The following is a 14,387-nucleotide window of genomic DNA, read 5'->3' on the forward strand; positions in this document are numbered from 1 at the left end:
AGAACCTGAGTCAACTTCGAATAGTTCGAGCTCTTAAGATAAAATATAAGCATCACTGGTACAAGAAAGAAAAGTGGTTACAAAAGAAAGAGTACCCAATATAAAACCGTAAGGGTACTCTTTCTTTTAAATTTTTAAATTTATCTTAAGCGTGGATCATTTGGATTTCCAGAAGTCAGCACAGCATTTGATGGTTCATTTGTTGTCATTGATCTTCCTGTTAGGTTATCCTCATCAATCGTATCTAACTGGCCATCTCCAACGCTGGTTATTCGGCGTTCTACAAGGACAAGAATTTTACCTTCTTTAACGTAACCTTCATAACGATCCGCCTCATCTTCATCGAAGCCCATACCAACTAAAGCTCCAGCCAACCCACCAACTCCTGCGCCGACTGCTGCACCAGTCAAAGTTGCTGCTATTGGTCCAGCAGCTACGAATGGTCCAATTCCTGGTATGGCGAGTGCGCCAACACCTGCGAGCAATCCGACGAGTCCACCAAGTGCTCCACCTGTTGCTGCTCCTGCAAGTAAATCATCTTCAGTCTTGGTCCCAGTCGCGTCATTTATTTCGTTTACTATGTCATTGTTCGCTCCAATAACTGAGATATCTTCTGTAGCATACCCCTGTCTTTTTAAGTCTTCTACCGCCTTTATAGCCTCTTGCTCAGTATCATAAACTCCCACCAAGTGCTTTTCATGTTCATACATTTGAAATTCCTCCTTAGAATGAGTAGTCCTTACTTAACTACCCACCGATCCGAGGAATGAAACATTTGTTTATTCTTTTTACTATTTGCCATGATTAGAATACTCGGAACTAATTGAACTATTTTGTATATTTTTTTATTAAAATCGAAAGATAGAAAATGAATACATATGAGTAATCAGACCAAATGAGACAAGAGGTGATCAATATGTCCATTGAACACAATTATTGGAAATGGATCTTTTTAATCATCTCGATTTTGATTTTTAATATAGTAGCAATAAAAACGAGAAAAAGGTTACCAAGAACTGTAATCTATTCAACAATTTTTTTTGCATTGTGTATTCAACAATATTTTGATTCGTATGCAACGTTCTTTTTTAAGGCATGGGGATTTTTTTCAGTGGATACTGCGGATTTCCCTTCACTATTAGTTAAGTGGGGGATCTATCCAGCAGTAATTGTAATAATAATTAACTGGTATCCTTATAAATCGTCAAAATTGAAGAAATTTTTTTATATTATGGGATGGTCCGTTTTTTCTACGGCCTTTGAATGGATGACAATAAAATTAGGTATTCTTTGGCATATCCATTGGAACCTATTCAATTCCTTTATTATATATCCAATTATTTATTACCTATTTTTAATTCTGCACGTCAAGTTTTATCAGTGGTTAAAACGAAGGGAAAGTAGTTAGAGAAAACTAAAAAAACTCAGTTCAACTTTTTACTTAGATACTCTTCAAAAGTAACTCTTCCTATTTGTCCCATTTTGTTTGTATTTTTTCCATCTAATAGAGATTTATAAAGCTTCCCAGGCAAAGAAAAGCTTACAATTTTATTTGGCTCATTATTTACATTAATTTTGAGATTTGCCATCTCCCTTAAAGACATGATCTCTGGACCACCAAAGTCATCTACTCTTCCCTGAGGACCTTTTTCTATTAATCCTATTAAATGATTGGCGAAATCACCTACGTCCACACTTTGAAATTTAATGCTTCCAGGAATGATATATCTTTTAAAAATAGGTTTCGATAAAAGGAAATGATCAACAAAGCCGTGGAATTGAGTTGCCCTAACTATTGTATAAGGAATAGAACTGTTCTTTAATAGGTCTTCAGCTTCGCATTTCAGTTTGTAATATTTAAATGGTATTTCTTCAATTCCCACAATTGAGGGATAAATAAAATGTTTGATGTGCTCAAGCTTAGTTAAAAAATTTTCTAAACCTGAAACATCTATGAGTCTTGAATTTTTCAAGGGACTTGTTGCTGCGTGAATTACTACCTCTACATCTTTTACTGCTTCTTCTAATCCATCCCCAGTCAAAAGATCGCTATAAACCCATTCAAAATGTCCGGTGGTTTCAGGTTTTCTTCTTGATGTTAGTTTTACATCATAATGACGACTTGTTAATTGATTTATTAAAGCGGTACCCAACACTCCTGTTGAACCTGTAATTAATATTTTCAAATAAATCCCTCTTTCATTTGAATGACTCATTGTAATGTAATATTCACAATGCGTAAACATTATTCAGCTTAGGGAACCGCTGTTTTTATAAAAATTTTAAAATTTTCCTTCCTTCAATCTGCCCTTTCCTTTACTAATCCTAAATTTTTGTTGTTTCTTAAATCTGGCGTTTGCTATGAATACGCCTGCTAAAATAAGCAAAGAACCAACATAACCTTGTAGCCCCATATTTTCATGTAGAAAGATGAATGCAAATATGGCTGAAAAAATCGGTTCGAGAGAAAAAAGAAAGCCCGTGGTTTCTGGTGTCGTGTACTTTTGTGCAATTGGCTGCATAACAAAACCATAAGCAGAGCTAATAAGTGCTAAACCAAGTATTGCAGACCAATGAGTTACTCCTTTTGGTAATACAGGTGATTCAAAAATATATGAGCCAATGGTTCCATATAGTGCAGCAAATCCAAGTTGATAAATCCCAAGTTTCAAGGTATCTACCACTCGAGCAAAGTGATTTGTAATTATAATGTGAACCGCATAAAGAAAGGCGGCAATTAAACAAAATAGCGAGCTAAACGCAAAAGTTAAATCATCCCTAATAGTAAGGAGCGCTAAGCCACTTGTAACAACCAAAACGCCAAGAAAAATTTTCTTACTGGGCAATTTCCGTGTAATGAATGTCTGAAGAATCGGAACTAAGATAACAGTAGTGCTAGTCAAAAAACCAGCTGAAGAAGCAGTAGTATTTTTCATCCCAAACAATAATGCGATAAAAATACTGCATAGGACAGCTCCAACAATCGCACTGTATTTCAATGTTTTAGCATCTATTAGAATTACTTTTTGATAGAAGATTACCATCATTACAATAAAAGCAATGCCAAATCGTAAAGCAATAATAGTTAATGGAGAAATGGTATCCACACAAAGCTTCATGAAAAGATAAGATGTCCCCCACCCCATAGAGACAGAAGCGAGAATCAGGTTTGCTTGTTTTTGTGTCATTTTTATAGTCCGTTCTTCTTTTATTGTTAATTCTATAACTATTTTTTTATGTTTAATATATGAAAAGTTTCTAAAGATAATAGGATAAACATTACTCCTAAAATAAAGAAAATTAGTGAAAAACCTCTCTTTTTCAAGATAAAATTTTCAATTCCTGTTAAAAACCAATATAATGCAACAATACCCTGAAAAATTCCTAGATAGAAAAAATCGACTCCTTCTTTAACTCTAAAAACAAGGATACCAATGATAAAGATTGGGATTAACAAAAGTAACTGAATAATTACTATTTGTTTAATTCTATTCTTAAATAAGAATTTCATTGTACACACTCCGGTAAAGTAGTATTTAAATATTGCCTAATATCCATTAGTCTGACACCCGACGATTCTGTCATGAATCAATACTAAATCCAAAAACTTCCTCAAACCCTTCTCGTCCCTTATTCGTTATCTTAAGTGCTCGAGTTGAAGGCATTCGCTCAATCCAATTATTTTCGAGTGTGAATAATAAAATTGCATTCCCAAGAGAGCCTGCTAAATGAAATCTTCTTTCACTCCAATCAAGACACTTACATGAAAACGAACGTCTTTTTTTCCTATTATGTTGAATATCTATTCCTAGTGTAGTTAAAAAACTTTCCCCTTGTGGAGTTAACTCGAAATCCTGCTCACCCGTATCACATATAAAATTATTAGTTAATAGTGAATTAGTTACTCCAACCCCTAACGAACCAGCTAGATGATCATAACAAGTTCTCGCAAGATGTATTTCTTTATTTCTCGATACTTCTCTAAATGAGTTTGGTTTTCTTTCTGGTGTTAAACACAGTAAAGATTCCAATACCTTAGCTACTTCAGCATTGGAAAGCGAAAAGTATTTATGTCTACCCAGTTTTTCTGATATTACAAAACCTTTGTCCATCATTTTAGACAAATGGAAGCTTGCTGTTTGAGGAGTTATTTTTGAAGCCATTGCCAACTCTGAAACTGTATATTTTCTTCCATCCAATAAAGTTAATAACATCGTTGATCGTGATTGGTCACTAATGATTGTGGCTACTTCTGAAACTAGCGGATCAAAATTCATGTTTATACCTCCAAAAAATGTAATCCATACTTCGATGATAATCGTTTTATTCATCATTTACAATAAATAGGAGACTTACCAAAGGGGGAATTACGATGAATTCACTTGAATTATTTTTACTAGACTATAAAGAATGCAGACGTCGTTTCTTAATCACTTCTGCTGCTTTTCCGGATGAATTACTTACCTGGCGACCTGATAAAGACGCTTTATCAGTTGGAGAAACCATTCGTCATGTGTTGCTACATGATTTTTCCTGGTTAAGGATTTTAAAGGATAATAGATTACCAACAGAAGAAGAACAAAGTGATTTATGGGAAGAACCTTATACGAATCTTCAAGATGAAGTAGACAGAGCTTCGGTATATTATGAGGAATTTATAAACTATGTATCTTCTCTAAATATTAATGATCTTGGAACAAAATATATTAACTGGCCACATAAACCAATTAGTAGAACTCTGGGAGATACGTTAGAACGGAAATCATATCATGATGCAGTCCATACAGGTCAACTTTTACAATATTTAAGAATGTTACATATTGACCGGCCTTTGATATGGGACTAAATGAAAACGGTGAAGGGAGAAATCCCTTCTCCACCTAATCTTCACTAAATGTTCAAAAAGATAACTGCACTTGTTATTTGCATCACACCTTACTTTCCCTAACGATTGTACAATCGATATGTATTCGTTGAAAGAAAGGAGGTTACTATTTTGTTAAATTTATTGATTTTCGTTTTAATCGCCATTACTTTGGTTTTTGTAAGTATTTTTGTTGGTGGGTTAATGGATCTACATAAGAAAGAAATGGAAGAAAAAAAGAGTGCGGTAAGAGATGGCATGCAAGGTTACATGGATCAAACGTTTGGATTTGGAACGGTTAAAGTATTTAAATCAATCGTTGATGCTGAAGGTAATATCAGATACCTGGTTTATTTGCCACAGTTGGAGTGGTTCAAAACGCCAACATATAAATGGTATGAAGTGTATGCAACCCAAGGCGGTTATCAGCATATTGAAGTAGAAAGATAATGTCAATTGTTTATACAAAGAAAACCCTAGAATATTCCTCTAGGGTTTTCAAATCTTTAATCTATAATGACAGATTAATGGACACGAATAATTTCGTAAATATCTTCATCATGGTGTACTCTTGTATGCTTGGATTCAATACGTTCAAATTCATCAAACTCGTCAATCGTTTCTCCAAACCACCAGTTTTTTAATTCAAACAAAAATTCAGTAAGCATCGTTAGTTCCTCCCATGTATGGTTGATGAACAAGTTATACTCTTATTATACATGTGAATCACTTCACATAAAAGCGCTTACACAATAGGCGGAATAGCAAAATTATACCGAAAAGCAAGATAATTTTGTAAGTATGAAACATATTAAAAAGAGGGTGATTTAGATGCAATCCCCCCTTTCAAACCCTTGTTATTATTAATTTTCCTGAGAAACTTGAAGGTTGTCAAAACTATTTTCAACAAATTCTCTAATTTTCTTCCATTCCCCATTTTCTTGACGGAAGGTCTCAACAAAAAGTAATTTATTTTGAAGCATTTGTCCATCAAGTGAGAACCTCACCCAAAAAATTGCAACACCTTCTTGCTGTTGATTCATTTCAATTAGAACATCATCAAAGGACCATTGGGGATTTCTCCCCTCATACATTTTATATGCTTGTTTCCATCCTTCTTTAGCCTCTTCGTAGCCCCAGTCCGCAATACTTGATTCAGGATTCGCCCATCTAACCTTCAAATCCTTAGAAGAGTGACTTGCAATTCTTCTTGCATCCAGACTGTTCCAAGAAGCTCGATATTCTACTAAAAACTCTTTAAAATCCACTAATGATAATTGTTTCATGTGTACTCTCCTAAAGTTTGATATTTTTCTATTATATTAATTGCTCCCTAAAGAAAGTTATTGGATAGGTTCTTTGATTTATTAAGGCGTCCATTATTTGTTTGATAACGGTTGCATCGCGTAATTCCTCATTTTCTAATTCATTTAGTTCATTTAAGGCAATCCACTTGCTGTCTATGATTTCAGTCTCGTCCATTGTTAATGATCCCCCGGTAATTTCAGCAATAAAATGGAATAAAACAACTTGATGATTGGTATTACTAGTAAAATTGTATACTCCGGTTGATTTTACTAACTTAACATCAAATCCTGTTTCTTCCTTCACTTCACGACGGGCAGCAACCAGAATATCTTCACCTTGTTCTATTCTTCCTGATGGAAAGTTCCACTTATTCCGTGCGGTTGATTTATTTTCTTTTATTATCAACACTTCATTATTTTGAATAATCGATACACTAACCACTAAAACGATTCCATTTTGAGTCATACACTTCTCCTTAGTTTGAATACATCTTTGTTTTATTCAACAAAAGGAGTCATTCTCCTTCTTTGAAAATCCATCCCTTTAATCAATAACTTTTTATTATTTTTAATATGATAAAATAAGAAAGGTAAAATTTTTAGATTTTTGGGGGTGAGCAATTGTTTTCCTTATTAAAACAAAAAGCAGGCAATCTTTTTCCTGGTTATTTTGCCTTAGTCATGGCTACGGGGGCATTATCAATAGGAACACACCTGCTCGGAATGGAAATTATTTCAAAGATATTATTATATATTAATATCATTGCCTATATTTCTTTATGGGTACTAACTCTTACACGTATTTTTTTCTATTTTCCTAGTATGTTAGCTGATTTGACAAGCCATACAATTGGTCCTGGATTTTTTACATTAGTCGCTGGGACCTGTGTATTTGGCAGCCAACTAATCATTGTTGGTCACAACTACTCGATTGCCATTTATTTATGGGCACTGGCCATTCTATTATGGCTACTAATCATGTATACCTTCTTTTCAGCAGTTACCGTAAGAAAGGATAAACCTACGATGGTTGAAGGAATTAATGGGGCCTGGTTGATTGCAGCAGTCGCAACCCATTCCATTTCCATCCTTGGTACCCTACTCTCTTCACAAGTAGACTCTGGAAAGGAGATCATTTTATTTTTTACTTTATGCATGTATTTCCTTGGCTGCATGTTATATTTAAATATCATTACACTCATTTTTTATCGATTTACCTTTTTAAGGCTAGATCATTCTGCTCTTACACCACCTTACTGGATTAATATGGGAGCAGTTGCCATTACTACTTTGTCAGGTTCTACATTAATTTTACACGCGAATTCCTTTTCCTTTCTTGCTGAAATAACTCCCTTCTTGAAGGGCTTCACATTATTTTTCTGGATAACCGGCACTTGGTGGATTCCGTTGTTATTTATACTTATGATTTGGCGTCACCTTTATCATCGTTATCCACTTTCCTATGACCCACAATTTTGGGGAATGGCCTTCCCTCTAGCTATGTATACAACTAGCACGTATCAATTGTCCCAAGCTCTAGATTTACCGTTTTTAACCCTAATTCCTAGAGTAATGGTATATATAGCAATAGCAGCGTGGATTACCGTATTTTTTGGTATGATGCATCACCTATATCTCAATTTTCGTAACCACTTCCACTCACCCATAAAGGAAAATATCTATGAAAAACATCTCTAATAAATTTAGGGATGTTTTTTTAGCTAAAACCACCACAAAATTCACTTGCCAATTTTAGCATTAGTGGAATATATTAGAAAAAATAAAGAGTAAAGGAAGTCAGGTAAATGAGAATTCCAGTCAAATTAAACGTAGGGGATGAAATAAGGATTGTTGCACCAAGCAGAAGTGCAGGAATTTTATCTAAGGAAGGATTCGACCAAGCTAAGAACCGATTAGAAGATTTAGGTTTTAAAGTAACCTTTGGAAAAAACATTTTGGAATCTGATCTACAAAACTCTTCATCTATTGAACAAAGAGTTCAGGATATTCACGAAGCCTTCCATGACACAAACGTGAAAGGCATCTTAACTGTAATTGGTGGGTTTAATAGTAATGAATTGTTACCTTACTTAGACTACGAGTTAATCAAAAATAATCCAAAAGTTTTTTGTGGATATAGTGATATTACAGCGATTGGAACTGCAATTACAACACAATCAGGGTTCATTACATACTCAGGGCCTCATTTTTCAAGTTTTCATATGGAAAAAGCACAGGAGTATCAAACCACGTTCTTTAAGAAATGTCTGATGCAATCAGAGGCATATTCAGTTGAGTCTTCACCAATTTGGAGTGATGATGCTTGGTATCTAGATCAGGAAAATCGACATTTTGAGGAAGCAAACTGGAAAACATATAGTGAAGGTTCCACGAAAGGTCCATTATATGGTGGTAATTTAAGTACCCTGAATTTATTGCAAGGGACACCTTATATGCCTGCAATAAAGGATTGTGTCCTCTTTATTGAAGATGACGAATTGACCATTCCTGAGACGTTTGCACGTGACCTAACCTCCCTTTTACAGGTTGCTGGGAACATTAAAGCCTTGGTAGTTGGTAGATTCCAACGGGTTTCAAAGGTGACTGAAGAACAATTGCTTTTTATATTAGATAAACATCCAATGTTAAAGGAAATTCCTGTTTTATATGATGTCAATTTTGGGCATACCCAACCTATTTTTACCTTTCCAATTGGTGGAGAAGTAGAAATTAACAGTACCAATAAAACCATTACTTTCACTAAATTTTAAGTTTAATAGGTATTTTAAATGAACTTGTAGACCATCATCCAAATGGTGTTGATGGTCTACAAAAGGTTTTACAAATATTCTACAAAATGATCTTTATTCAATAACGGAACTGTTTGATATACATTTAAACGGCAACAGTGGTTTACGTCTGCCTCGTATCCCCTTCCACGTAGTTCACGTCCACTTCCACAATCCCAAATTAAATCATTTAGTTTATCTTTAGAATGAAGAAAAGAAGTCATACAAAGTTCTGCCTCTGGAGATTTTTTTCCTTCTAAATAACTAAGAATTGCACCTGCGCCTAAATAGTCTTCAATTGCTGGACGCAGAGTATCTTCGTATTCTTTACTGCTCTCCCATTGTTCACCACAGGGTATCACAGTTATATTTGCTCTAGTTTGTTTTTGTAAATGATTAGCAGCAGCTGCCACTGATTCCGCATTAAGTAAGGACCCAATTAAAAGGGAAGGAACCTGGGATGCGATCCATGTGCAATTGGCCCCGTTAAGCGAGGTTAATACATATTTTTTATTAGTATGATCTTTGCTAAAGGATACCGGTGATAGAGTGGGAGATCCTATTCGTGCCGCCTCTACCCTACCTAAGATAAACTCGCCACCAATTTTTTCTGCAAACTTTTTCCCATCCAAAGTGCGAGGATAAGGATAGATGATTGCCCCTTTTCTTAAAGCGGATATCACTGTGGATGAAAAACTTAAGACATCAACAATGATAATGATATCCCCTCTTTCCGCTGCCTCTCTCGCTCCACGCCGTCCCCATTCCACTCTACATTCATAGGGAGATTGATCAAAAAACATTAAAAACACCCTTTCAACTTATTCAGTAAGGATCCTATGTTCATTGATTTTAAAGGAAATATAAAAAAAGAATAGACTTATATTTTAAAAAATTGTAAAATTATGGTTGAGGTCTGTACTAAACACTCTTAATAAATTTTCAAATAGCAAATAGCAGTGGAATGGGATTCCACTGCTTTCTTTTTTTCTTGAATTTTTTATAGCACAAATCTTGTCATCTACCACTTCTTCTCATTTCATAAATACTCCGTTTAATCTGTTTCTCGACTTGTTGAAAAAACGAGTCTAACCCTTTCGTTGCACCAGTATCTAATATACGTTTACCCGCTAATGCCAAGGCACCTGTTACCTCCGCATCGGCCTTACAGGTGATTTTTGAGCCTCCATCAACATCGCTAATCACAAGATCAGCTTTACCTACAATCTCTCCAATGTTTCCTTTTCCATTTACTCGGAGCTGATAGGTTGAGGGCATGTTTTCATGTAGCCTAATTTCAAGTATCATTACATCTTGGAGCGGTCCGATGTTTACATCCAACTCTGCACGGTACATTCCTTTTGACGTTTCGACAAACGACTTACATCCCGGCAAAGCATTTCGTAAAACCTTTTCATTTTTTATTAACTTCCAAACAACGTTCCTCGGCAAGCCAAAACGATACTCGTATGTGATGTTCATTGGTCAGCCTCCAATCACTTTCAATCCGTTTCCATTCGCATTCCTTTATTTATATTCAAGAACAAATGACGGTGTTAATGATTTTCATAAAAAGATACACCGGGTTGTTTTGTATAGTTTGTATGAAAGACAGTTTTCGTCTGTCTCCTGTTGATTTTGTCCTTCATCACCTGTATGAAAGACAGTTTTCGCTCCTCTCCCGCTAATTTTGTCCTTCATCACCTGCATGAAGGACAATTCCCACCCCTCTACAACTAATTTTGTCATTCATACCAAAGAAAACGCTTTCATCTGTTAACGCTTTAAACTTTAAAAATAAAATAATATTCAAACTATTGTGTTTATTAAAATAATATTCTATAATACTTTTCATTACGAAATAATATACAGAGGTGAGCACAATGAAAACGTTAGAAAAAATCAGTCAGTTTGTCGGCAACACATTTGCCATCTGGGTGCTATTATTTGCAGCACTCGCATTTTTTTCACCCGCAACATTTACGTGGATTGCTCCACACATCTCGTTATTATTAGGAATCATCATGTTTGGAATGGGTTTAACACTTTCTGCTAACGACTTTAAAGAAGTGTTAAAGCGACCGAAGGATGTCGCTATTGGTGTGGTGGGTCAATTTTTAATCATGCCCATCCTTGCTTTTTTATTAGCAAAGGGCTTAAATTTATCACCTGAAATAGCTGTTGGGGTTATTTTAGTCGGATGCTGTCCCGGCGGAACTGCTTCAAACGTCATGACCTTTCTATCTAAAGGAGATGTTGCCTTAAGCGTTACGATTACATCGATCACAACCCTTCTTGCTCCACTAGTAACACCTGCACTAATTTTATTACTAGCAAGCGAATGGATTCCTGTCGATCCCGGCGGACTATTCCTATCAATTGTAAAAATCGTGTTATTCCCGATTATCCTTGGCGTTGTGGTTAAGAAGTTATTTAATAAGCAAGCGCAGGCTAGCGTAAAGGTTCTACCGCTTGTTTCAATTATTGCAATTGTCGCGATTGTCACAGCTGTAGTCTCAGTTAGCCAGCAGGCCATTGCTAAGACAGGCTTAATCATTTTCGCAGTAGTCGTTCTACATAATTGTCTTGGTTATTTATTAGGTTATACATTCGGTAAAATGTTCAAGATGGATTTATCGAAGAAAAAAGCGGTGGCAATCGAGGTTGGGATGCAAAATTCTGGTTTAGGTGCAGCCATTGCAGCGGCACACTTTTCTCCACTAGCAGCTGTACCAAGTGCCATCTTCAGTGTTTGGCATAATATCTCAGGGCCAATCTTAGCAACTATCTTTAGCCGAATGAAAGACGACAAAGAATCAACAAATGTAGATACAGGCCAATCCTTAGCAAAATAGCTTTCTATAAAAACCATCTTCTTTTTCACGGGAAGATGGTTTTTAACTTTTGGAAATCACCCCCTAAACCATTCTCCTTTTAACCTTGTTATAATAGTGTTAATCAAGGAGTGTTTCTTATGAAAATAGTAAAATATCTTTTTATATTTGTTTTGATTATGGGTCTTGGCATTTCTGCATGGGTCTATTACCCTCAGTACCAAATATACAAAATGAAAAAACAAACTACAGTTGCGGTTAACCACAAAGCCGCCCAAATCACCTATCTTCATTATTTTCAAAATGCTAAAACACCTGGACTGCACCATCTGGCTATCGGAGATTCGATTATTCGCGGCGTCGGTGCTGGACAGGATGAAAACTTTGTTAGTCAGTTTTCTACCAAATTAGCTCAACAGGCGAACAAAGAGATTACCTTTGAAAATCAAGGAATTAATGGGATTACGAGTGGTGAATTAAACGAGCTTGTCCAGGAAGGGCGATTTGACGAATCGATTAAGCAAGCTGATATTATCACTATCAATGTTGGCGGAAATGATATTCTAAGAATGGCCAAAGGGCAAAATTTTCGGACGGTTTTACAAGACTATGATCAGCTGCAAGCCTCTTTTTCAAAAAATTTGACTGATATTTCTAATCGGATTTCTACCTTGAATCCGAAAGCTACCATTGTATTTCTTGAATTGTATAATCCCATCTCCCCTGATGATCAAATGTATCCTCTTGCGGATAAATTTCTGCCCAAATGGAATCTTCATATCTATGAAGTAGCTAATCATATTCCAGGATCCATTGTTATTGAAACAACAAAGGTTATTAATGGAGACCATTTACAAAACCTCTCCTCAGATGGGGTCCATCCAAATGTTGCTGGATATACCGCCATTTCTGAACAAATCATGTATCAGCTGAAACATCAAGTTAGAAAAAGCTCTGTATAATTCGGCGGAAATAAGTGAAGAGACCTATTCTTATACGAATGGGTCTCTTCACGTTATCTAGAAGCTCAAATATTAAATAGTGATCTTTGTCCCATCAAATTTCGTGAGACTAAATCCTTCGAATTCCTCATTATATGTGGTTTGGTAGTCACGAAGAATTCCAATTGCTATCTGTTCTCCAAGCAACATCCCATTGATCGCGCTACTACGAAAGTGAACACCAGCTGTATTCCGGCCAATCGCAATATTATACGCAAGTTTGTTCAATTCCCCGCCAACTGTAAGCGTTCCATCATAAGATTCTAACGAGAGGCCGTCACTGCTCGCAACAACCGGATCAGGAATTACAAATGATTCGTTAAAGAATGCTTTTAACATCGTCACCATCGCCCCAATAAACGTTGCATGACCTGATGGATATTCAGGATGTGTAGGACAACCTTCACTAAAAGCTTGAGGCAGCAGGTAAGTTTTATATTTTTCATAGGTTTTTAATAATGCGTTTGAATTTAGCACTACTGGATGAATGGGATAGTTAGTGTCACCCGTCAATTTGTGGTGAATTCGGCCACCGAACTCCTCCGGACGGATTCGCCGGTGGACAAGCCATTTTTGACACCAAGCGGCATCTAATGCAGGTCGAACTGCTCTTAGCACAAAGTCTAAAACATGAGCTGACCCAAAGCTGGAAAATCCAACTTGAGTTTTAGATCTGAGGTATGGATTACACGGATCCAATGCCCTAGGTCCGTAACTAAGAAGAATTAAACAAGGAGCTAGGCCACTTTCTAAGGAATAATCCTTGTGTACAAACTCTCCTAAGTCTCGGCCATTTCGAATGTATCGTGGGCTGGAATCATAAGTGTTACCATTAGAGAGTGGTTGGCCCGTTTGAACAGCAAGCCAATGCTCATAGTTCGTTAAATGGTCATCCCCTGCTACTGTTGTTTTATATTTTTGGACAATCTTTGTGGCAATAAAAGGAAAGTCCTTCCAAAGAAACTGCGAAATATATGGTCCCTCTAAAGCTCCAGGAAATGCTTGTCTGAATAGAGTCTTAGAAGTAACTTGTCCATTAATTTTTGGCCCTTGAAATTTTGTCAATGTAGAAAGTTCTTCTGCAGCAGCAATAGTTAGAGGATTGTTATGATAATCATTAAAGGGGATATCACGTGTGAGTGCTTGCCAGTATAGTTCAACCATTTCAGATGCAAACTCTTCAGTGTTAAAGGCCGGTGGTGGTGGGCAAACCATTTGGTGACTATCTGGTCCGACTAAATCAAATGAATAAGCAGATTGGGGATTAACTAGCTTTCTTTCACCTCCAAGTGGGATCTTTTCAAAATCCTCAGGTTCGCCCGTATCTATTGCCTCTAGATATATATCATATGCTCGAAGGTCCACTTCACCGAGACTATTCTGCGGCATTGCTTTAATATAACTAGCGATTTTATTAGGGTATTTCTTTTCATCCCCGTTACTAGGATGTTCCACTTTAGGAAGCTTTTTGTAGTATAATGCTGTTTTGTTACGAATTTTAAAAGCTTTTTGAATTCGTTTAATAGATGAAAAATCCCCTTTTAATTTTGCTTTCTTAAAACCCATTATTCTCACTCCTTTCATAATAAAAT

General features: G+C 36.0%; 18 protein-coding genes. 7 read left to right on the plus strand and 11 right to left on the minus strand.

Annotated elements, in window-relative coordinates:
• Positions 1-140: 140 nt before the first annotated feature.
• Positions 141-710 (minus strand): general stress protein, encoded by a 570-nt coding sequence (locus ABES03_RS24690; RefSeq protein WP_430121697.1) that lies wholly within the window; start codon positions 708-710, stop codon positions 141-143.
• Between the two features lie 206 nt (positions 711-916).
• On the opposite strand from ABES03_RS24690, the gene ABES03_RS24695 reads away from it, so the two are divergent.
• Complete coding sequence (locus ABES03_RS24695; protein ID WP_430121699.1) at positions 917-1,408, plus strand: CBO0543 family protein; 492 nt, start codon at positions 917-919, stop codon at positions 1,406-1,408.
• Positions 1,409-1,424: 16 nt separating this feature from the next.
• On the opposite strand, the gene ABES03_RS24700 is transcribed toward ABES03_RS24695, so the two are convergent.
• The 4 genes from ABES03_RS24700 to ABES03_RS24715 all read right to left on the minus strand — a co-directional run bounded on the left by ABES03_RS24700 (position 1,425) and on the right by ABES03_RS24715 (position 4,277).
• Positions 1,425-2,186 (minus strand): SDR family oxidoreductase, encoded by a 762-nt coding sequence (locus ABES03_RS24700; protein ID WP_430121701.1) that lies wholly within the window; start codon positions 2,184-2,186, stop codon positions 1,425-1,427.
• 96 nt (positions 2,187-2,282) lie between these two features.
• Positions 2,283-3,188 (minus strand): DMT family transporter, encoded by a 906-nt coding sequence (locus ABES03_RS24705; protein ID WP_430121703.1) that lies wholly within the window; start codon positions 3,186-3,188, stop codon positions 2,283-2,285.
• Between the two features lie 38 nt (positions 3,189-3,226).
• Positions 3,227-3,511, minus strand: a complete 285-nt coding sequence (locus tag ABES03_RS24710; protein ID WP_430121705.1) for a hypothetical protein — start codon at positions 3,509-3,511, stop codon at positions 3,227-3,229.
• Between the two features lie 70 nt (positions 3,512-3,581).
• Positions 3,582-4,277 carry an ArsR/SmtB family transcription factor gene (locus tag ABES03_RS24715; protein WP_430121707.1) on the minus strand — a complete coding sequence of 232 codons (696 nt, stop codon included), beginning with the start codon at positions 4,275-4,277 and terminating at the stop codon, positions 3,582-3,584.
• A 95-nt stretch (positions 4,278-4,372) separates the two neighbouring features.
• On the opposite strand from ABES03_RS24715, the gene ABES03_RS24720 reads away from it, so the two are divergent.
• Entirely contained in the window at positions 4,373-4,846 is a 474-nt protein-coding gene (locus ABES03_RS24720; protein ID WP_430121709.1) for a DinB family protein, read from the plus strand.
• A gap of 150 nt (positions 4,847-4,996) precedes the next feature.
• Positions 4,997-5,314 carry a hypothetical protein gene (locus ABES03_RS24725; protein ID WP_430121711.1) on the plus strand — a complete coding sequence of 106 codons (318 nt, stop codon included), beginning with the start codon at positions 4,997-4,999 and terminating at the stop codon, positions 5,312-5,314.
• 74 nt (positions 5,315-5,388) lie between these two features.
• Here the strand turns inward: ABES03_RS24725 and ABES03_RS24730 are convergent, their stop codons facing one another.
• The 3 genes from ABES03_RS24730 to ABES03_RS24740 all read right to left on the minus strand — a co-directional run bounded on the left by ABES03_RS24730 (position 5,389) and on the right by ABES03_RS24740 (position 6,637).
• Positions 5,389-5,532, minus strand: coding sequence for a hypothetical protein (locus ABES03_RS24730; protein ID WP_308079538.1), 144 nt, complete (start codon positions 5,530-5,532; stop codon positions 5,389-5,391).
• Between the two features lie 195 nt (positions 5,533-5,727).
• Entirely contained in the window at positions 5,728-6,150 is a 423-nt protein-coding gene (locus ABES03_RS24735; protein WP_430121713.1) for a hypothetical protein, read from the minus strand.
• Between the two features lie 31 nt (positions 6,151-6,181).
• Positions 6,182-6,637 carry an NUDIX hydrolase gene (locus ABES03_RS24740; RefSeq protein WP_430121715.1) on the minus strand — a complete coding sequence of 152 codons (456 nt, stop codon included), beginning with the start codon at positions 6,635-6,637 and terminating at the stop codon, positions 6,182-6,184.
• A gap of 155 nt (positions 6,638-6,792) precedes the next feature.
• Between ABES03_RS24740 and ABES03_RS24745 the strand changes: the two genes are divergently transcribed.
• Positions 6,793-7,869, plus strand: coding sequence for a tellurite resistance/C4-dicarboxylate transporter family protein (locus ABES03_RS24745; protein ID WP_430121717.1), 1,077 nt, complete (start codon positions 6,793-6,795; stop codon positions 7,867-7,869).
• 107 nt (positions 7,870-7,976) lie between these two features.
• Positions 7,977-8,942 carry a S66 family peptidase gene (locus tag ABES03_RS24750; protein ID WP_430121719.1) on the plus strand — a complete coding sequence of 322 codons (966 nt, stop codon included), beginning with the start codon at positions 7,977-7,979 and terminating at the stop codon, positions 8,940-8,942.
• Between the two features lie 68 nt (positions 8,943-9,010).
• Here the strand turns inward: ABES03_RS24750 and ABES03_RS24755 are convergent, their stop codons facing one another.
• Together ABES03_RS24755 and ABES03_RS24760 are read right to left on the minus strand one after the other, a co-directional pair.
• Positions 9,011-9,763, minus strand: a complete 753-nt coding sequence (locus tag ABES03_RS24755; RefSeq protein ID WP_430121721.1) for a 2-phosphosulfolactate phosphatase — start codon at positions 9,761-9,763, stop codon at positions 9,011-9,013.
• A 214-nt stretch (positions 9,764-9,977) separates the two neighbouring features.
• Complete coding sequence (locus ABES03_RS24760) at positions 9,978-10,442, minus strand: CoxG family protein (RefSeq protein ID WP_430121723.1); 465 nt, start codon at positions 10,440-10,442, stop codon at positions 9,978-9,980.
• Positions 10,443-10,843: 401 nt separating this feature from the next.
• Between ABES03_RS24760 and ABES03_RS24765 the strand changes: the two genes are divergently transcribed.
• Both ABES03_RS24765 and ABES03_RS24770 read left to right on the plus strand, forming a co-directional pair.
• Complete coding sequence (locus tag ABES03_RS24765) at positions 10,844-11,815, plus strand: bile acid:sodium symporter family protein (RefSeq protein WP_430121725.1); 972 nt, start codon at positions 10,844-10,846, stop codon at positions 11,813-11,815.
• Positions 11,816-11,934: 119 nt separating this feature from the next.
• Positions 11,935-12,756, plus strand: coding sequence for an SGNH/GDSL hydrolase family protein (locus tag ABES03_RS24770; protein WP_430121727.1), 822 nt, complete (start codon positions 11,935-11,937; stop codon positions 12,754-12,756).
• A gap of 72 nt (positions 12,757-12,828) precedes the next feature.
• Here ABES03_RS24770 and ABES03_RS24775 read toward each other — a convergent pair whose 3' ends face one another.
• Entirely contained in the window at positions 12,829-14,361 is a 1,533-nt protein-coding gene (locus ABES03_RS24775) for a vanadium-dependent haloperoxidase (protein WP_430121729.1), read from the minus strand.
• Positions 14,362-14,387 lie beyond the last annotated feature (26 nt).

This window comes from Neobacillus rhizosphaerae, from assembly GCF_050477885.1.
Lineage (GTDB): Bacteria > Bacillota > Bacilli > Bacillales > Cytobacillaceae > Neobacillus > Neobacillus rhizosphaerae_A.

Bases quoted from the DNA above. Each gene is read 5' to 3' on its own strand.
- ABES03_RS24690 (WP_430121697.1), bottom strand. From the start codon at position 710: ATGTATGAACATGAAAAGCACTTGGTGGGAGTTTATGATACTGAGCAA.
- ABES03_RS24695 (WP_430121699.1), top strand. From the start codon at position 917: ATGTCCATTGAACACAATTATTGGAAATGGATCTTTTTAATCATCTCG.
- ABES03_RS24705 (WP_430121703.1), bottom strand. From the start codon at position 3,188: ATGACACAAAAACAAGCAAACCTGATTCTCGCTTCTGTCTCTATGGGG.
- ABES03_RS24710 (WP_430121705.1), bottom strand. From the start codon at position 3,511: ATGAAATTCTTATTTAAGAATAGAATTAAACAAATAGTAATTATTCAG.
- ABES03_RS24715 (WP_430121707.1), bottom strand. From the start codon at position 4,277: ATGAATTTTGATCCGCTAGTTTCAGAAGTAGCCACAATCATTAGTGAC.
- ABES03_RS24720 (WP_430121709.1), top strand. From the start codon at position 4,373: ATGAATTCACTTGAATTATTTTTACTAGACTATAAAGAATGCAGACGT.
- ABES03_RS24730 (WP_308079538.1), bottom strand. From the start codon at position 5,532: ATGCTTACTGAATTTTTGTTTGAATTAAAAAACTGGTGGTTTGGAGAA.
- ABES03_RS24735 (WP_430121713.1), bottom strand. From the start codon at position 6,150: ATGAAACAATTATCATTAGTGGATTTTAAAGAGTTTTTAGTAGAATAT.
- ABES03_RS24740 (WP_430121715.1), bottom strand. From the start codon at position 6,637: ATGACTCAAAATGGAATCGTTTTAGTGGTTAGTGTATCGATTATTCAA.
- ABES03_RS24750 (WP_430121719.1), top strand. From the start codon at position 7,977: ATGAGAATTCCAGTCAAATTAAACGTAGGGGATGAAATAAGGATTGTT.
- ABES03_RS24755 (WP_430121721.1), bottom strand. From the start codon at position 9,763: ATGTTTTTTGATCAATCTCCCTATGAATGTAGAGTGGAATGGGGACGG.
- ABES03_RS24760 (WP_430121723.1), bottom strand. From the start codon at position 10,442: ATGAACATCACATACGAGTATCGTTTTGGCTTGCCGAGGAACGTTGTT.
- ABES03_RS24765 (WP_430121725.1), top strand. From the start codon at position 10,844: ATGAAAACGTTAGAAAAAATCAGTCAGTTTGTCGGCAACACATTTGCC.
- ABES03_RS24770 (WP_430121727.1), top strand. From the start codon at position 11,935: ATGAAAATAGTAAAATATCTTTTTATATTTGTTTTGATTATGGGTCTT.
- ABES03_RS24775 (WP_430121729.1), bottom strand. From the start codon at position 14,361: ATGGGTTTTAAGAAAGCAAAATTAAAAGGGGATTTTTCATCTATTAAA.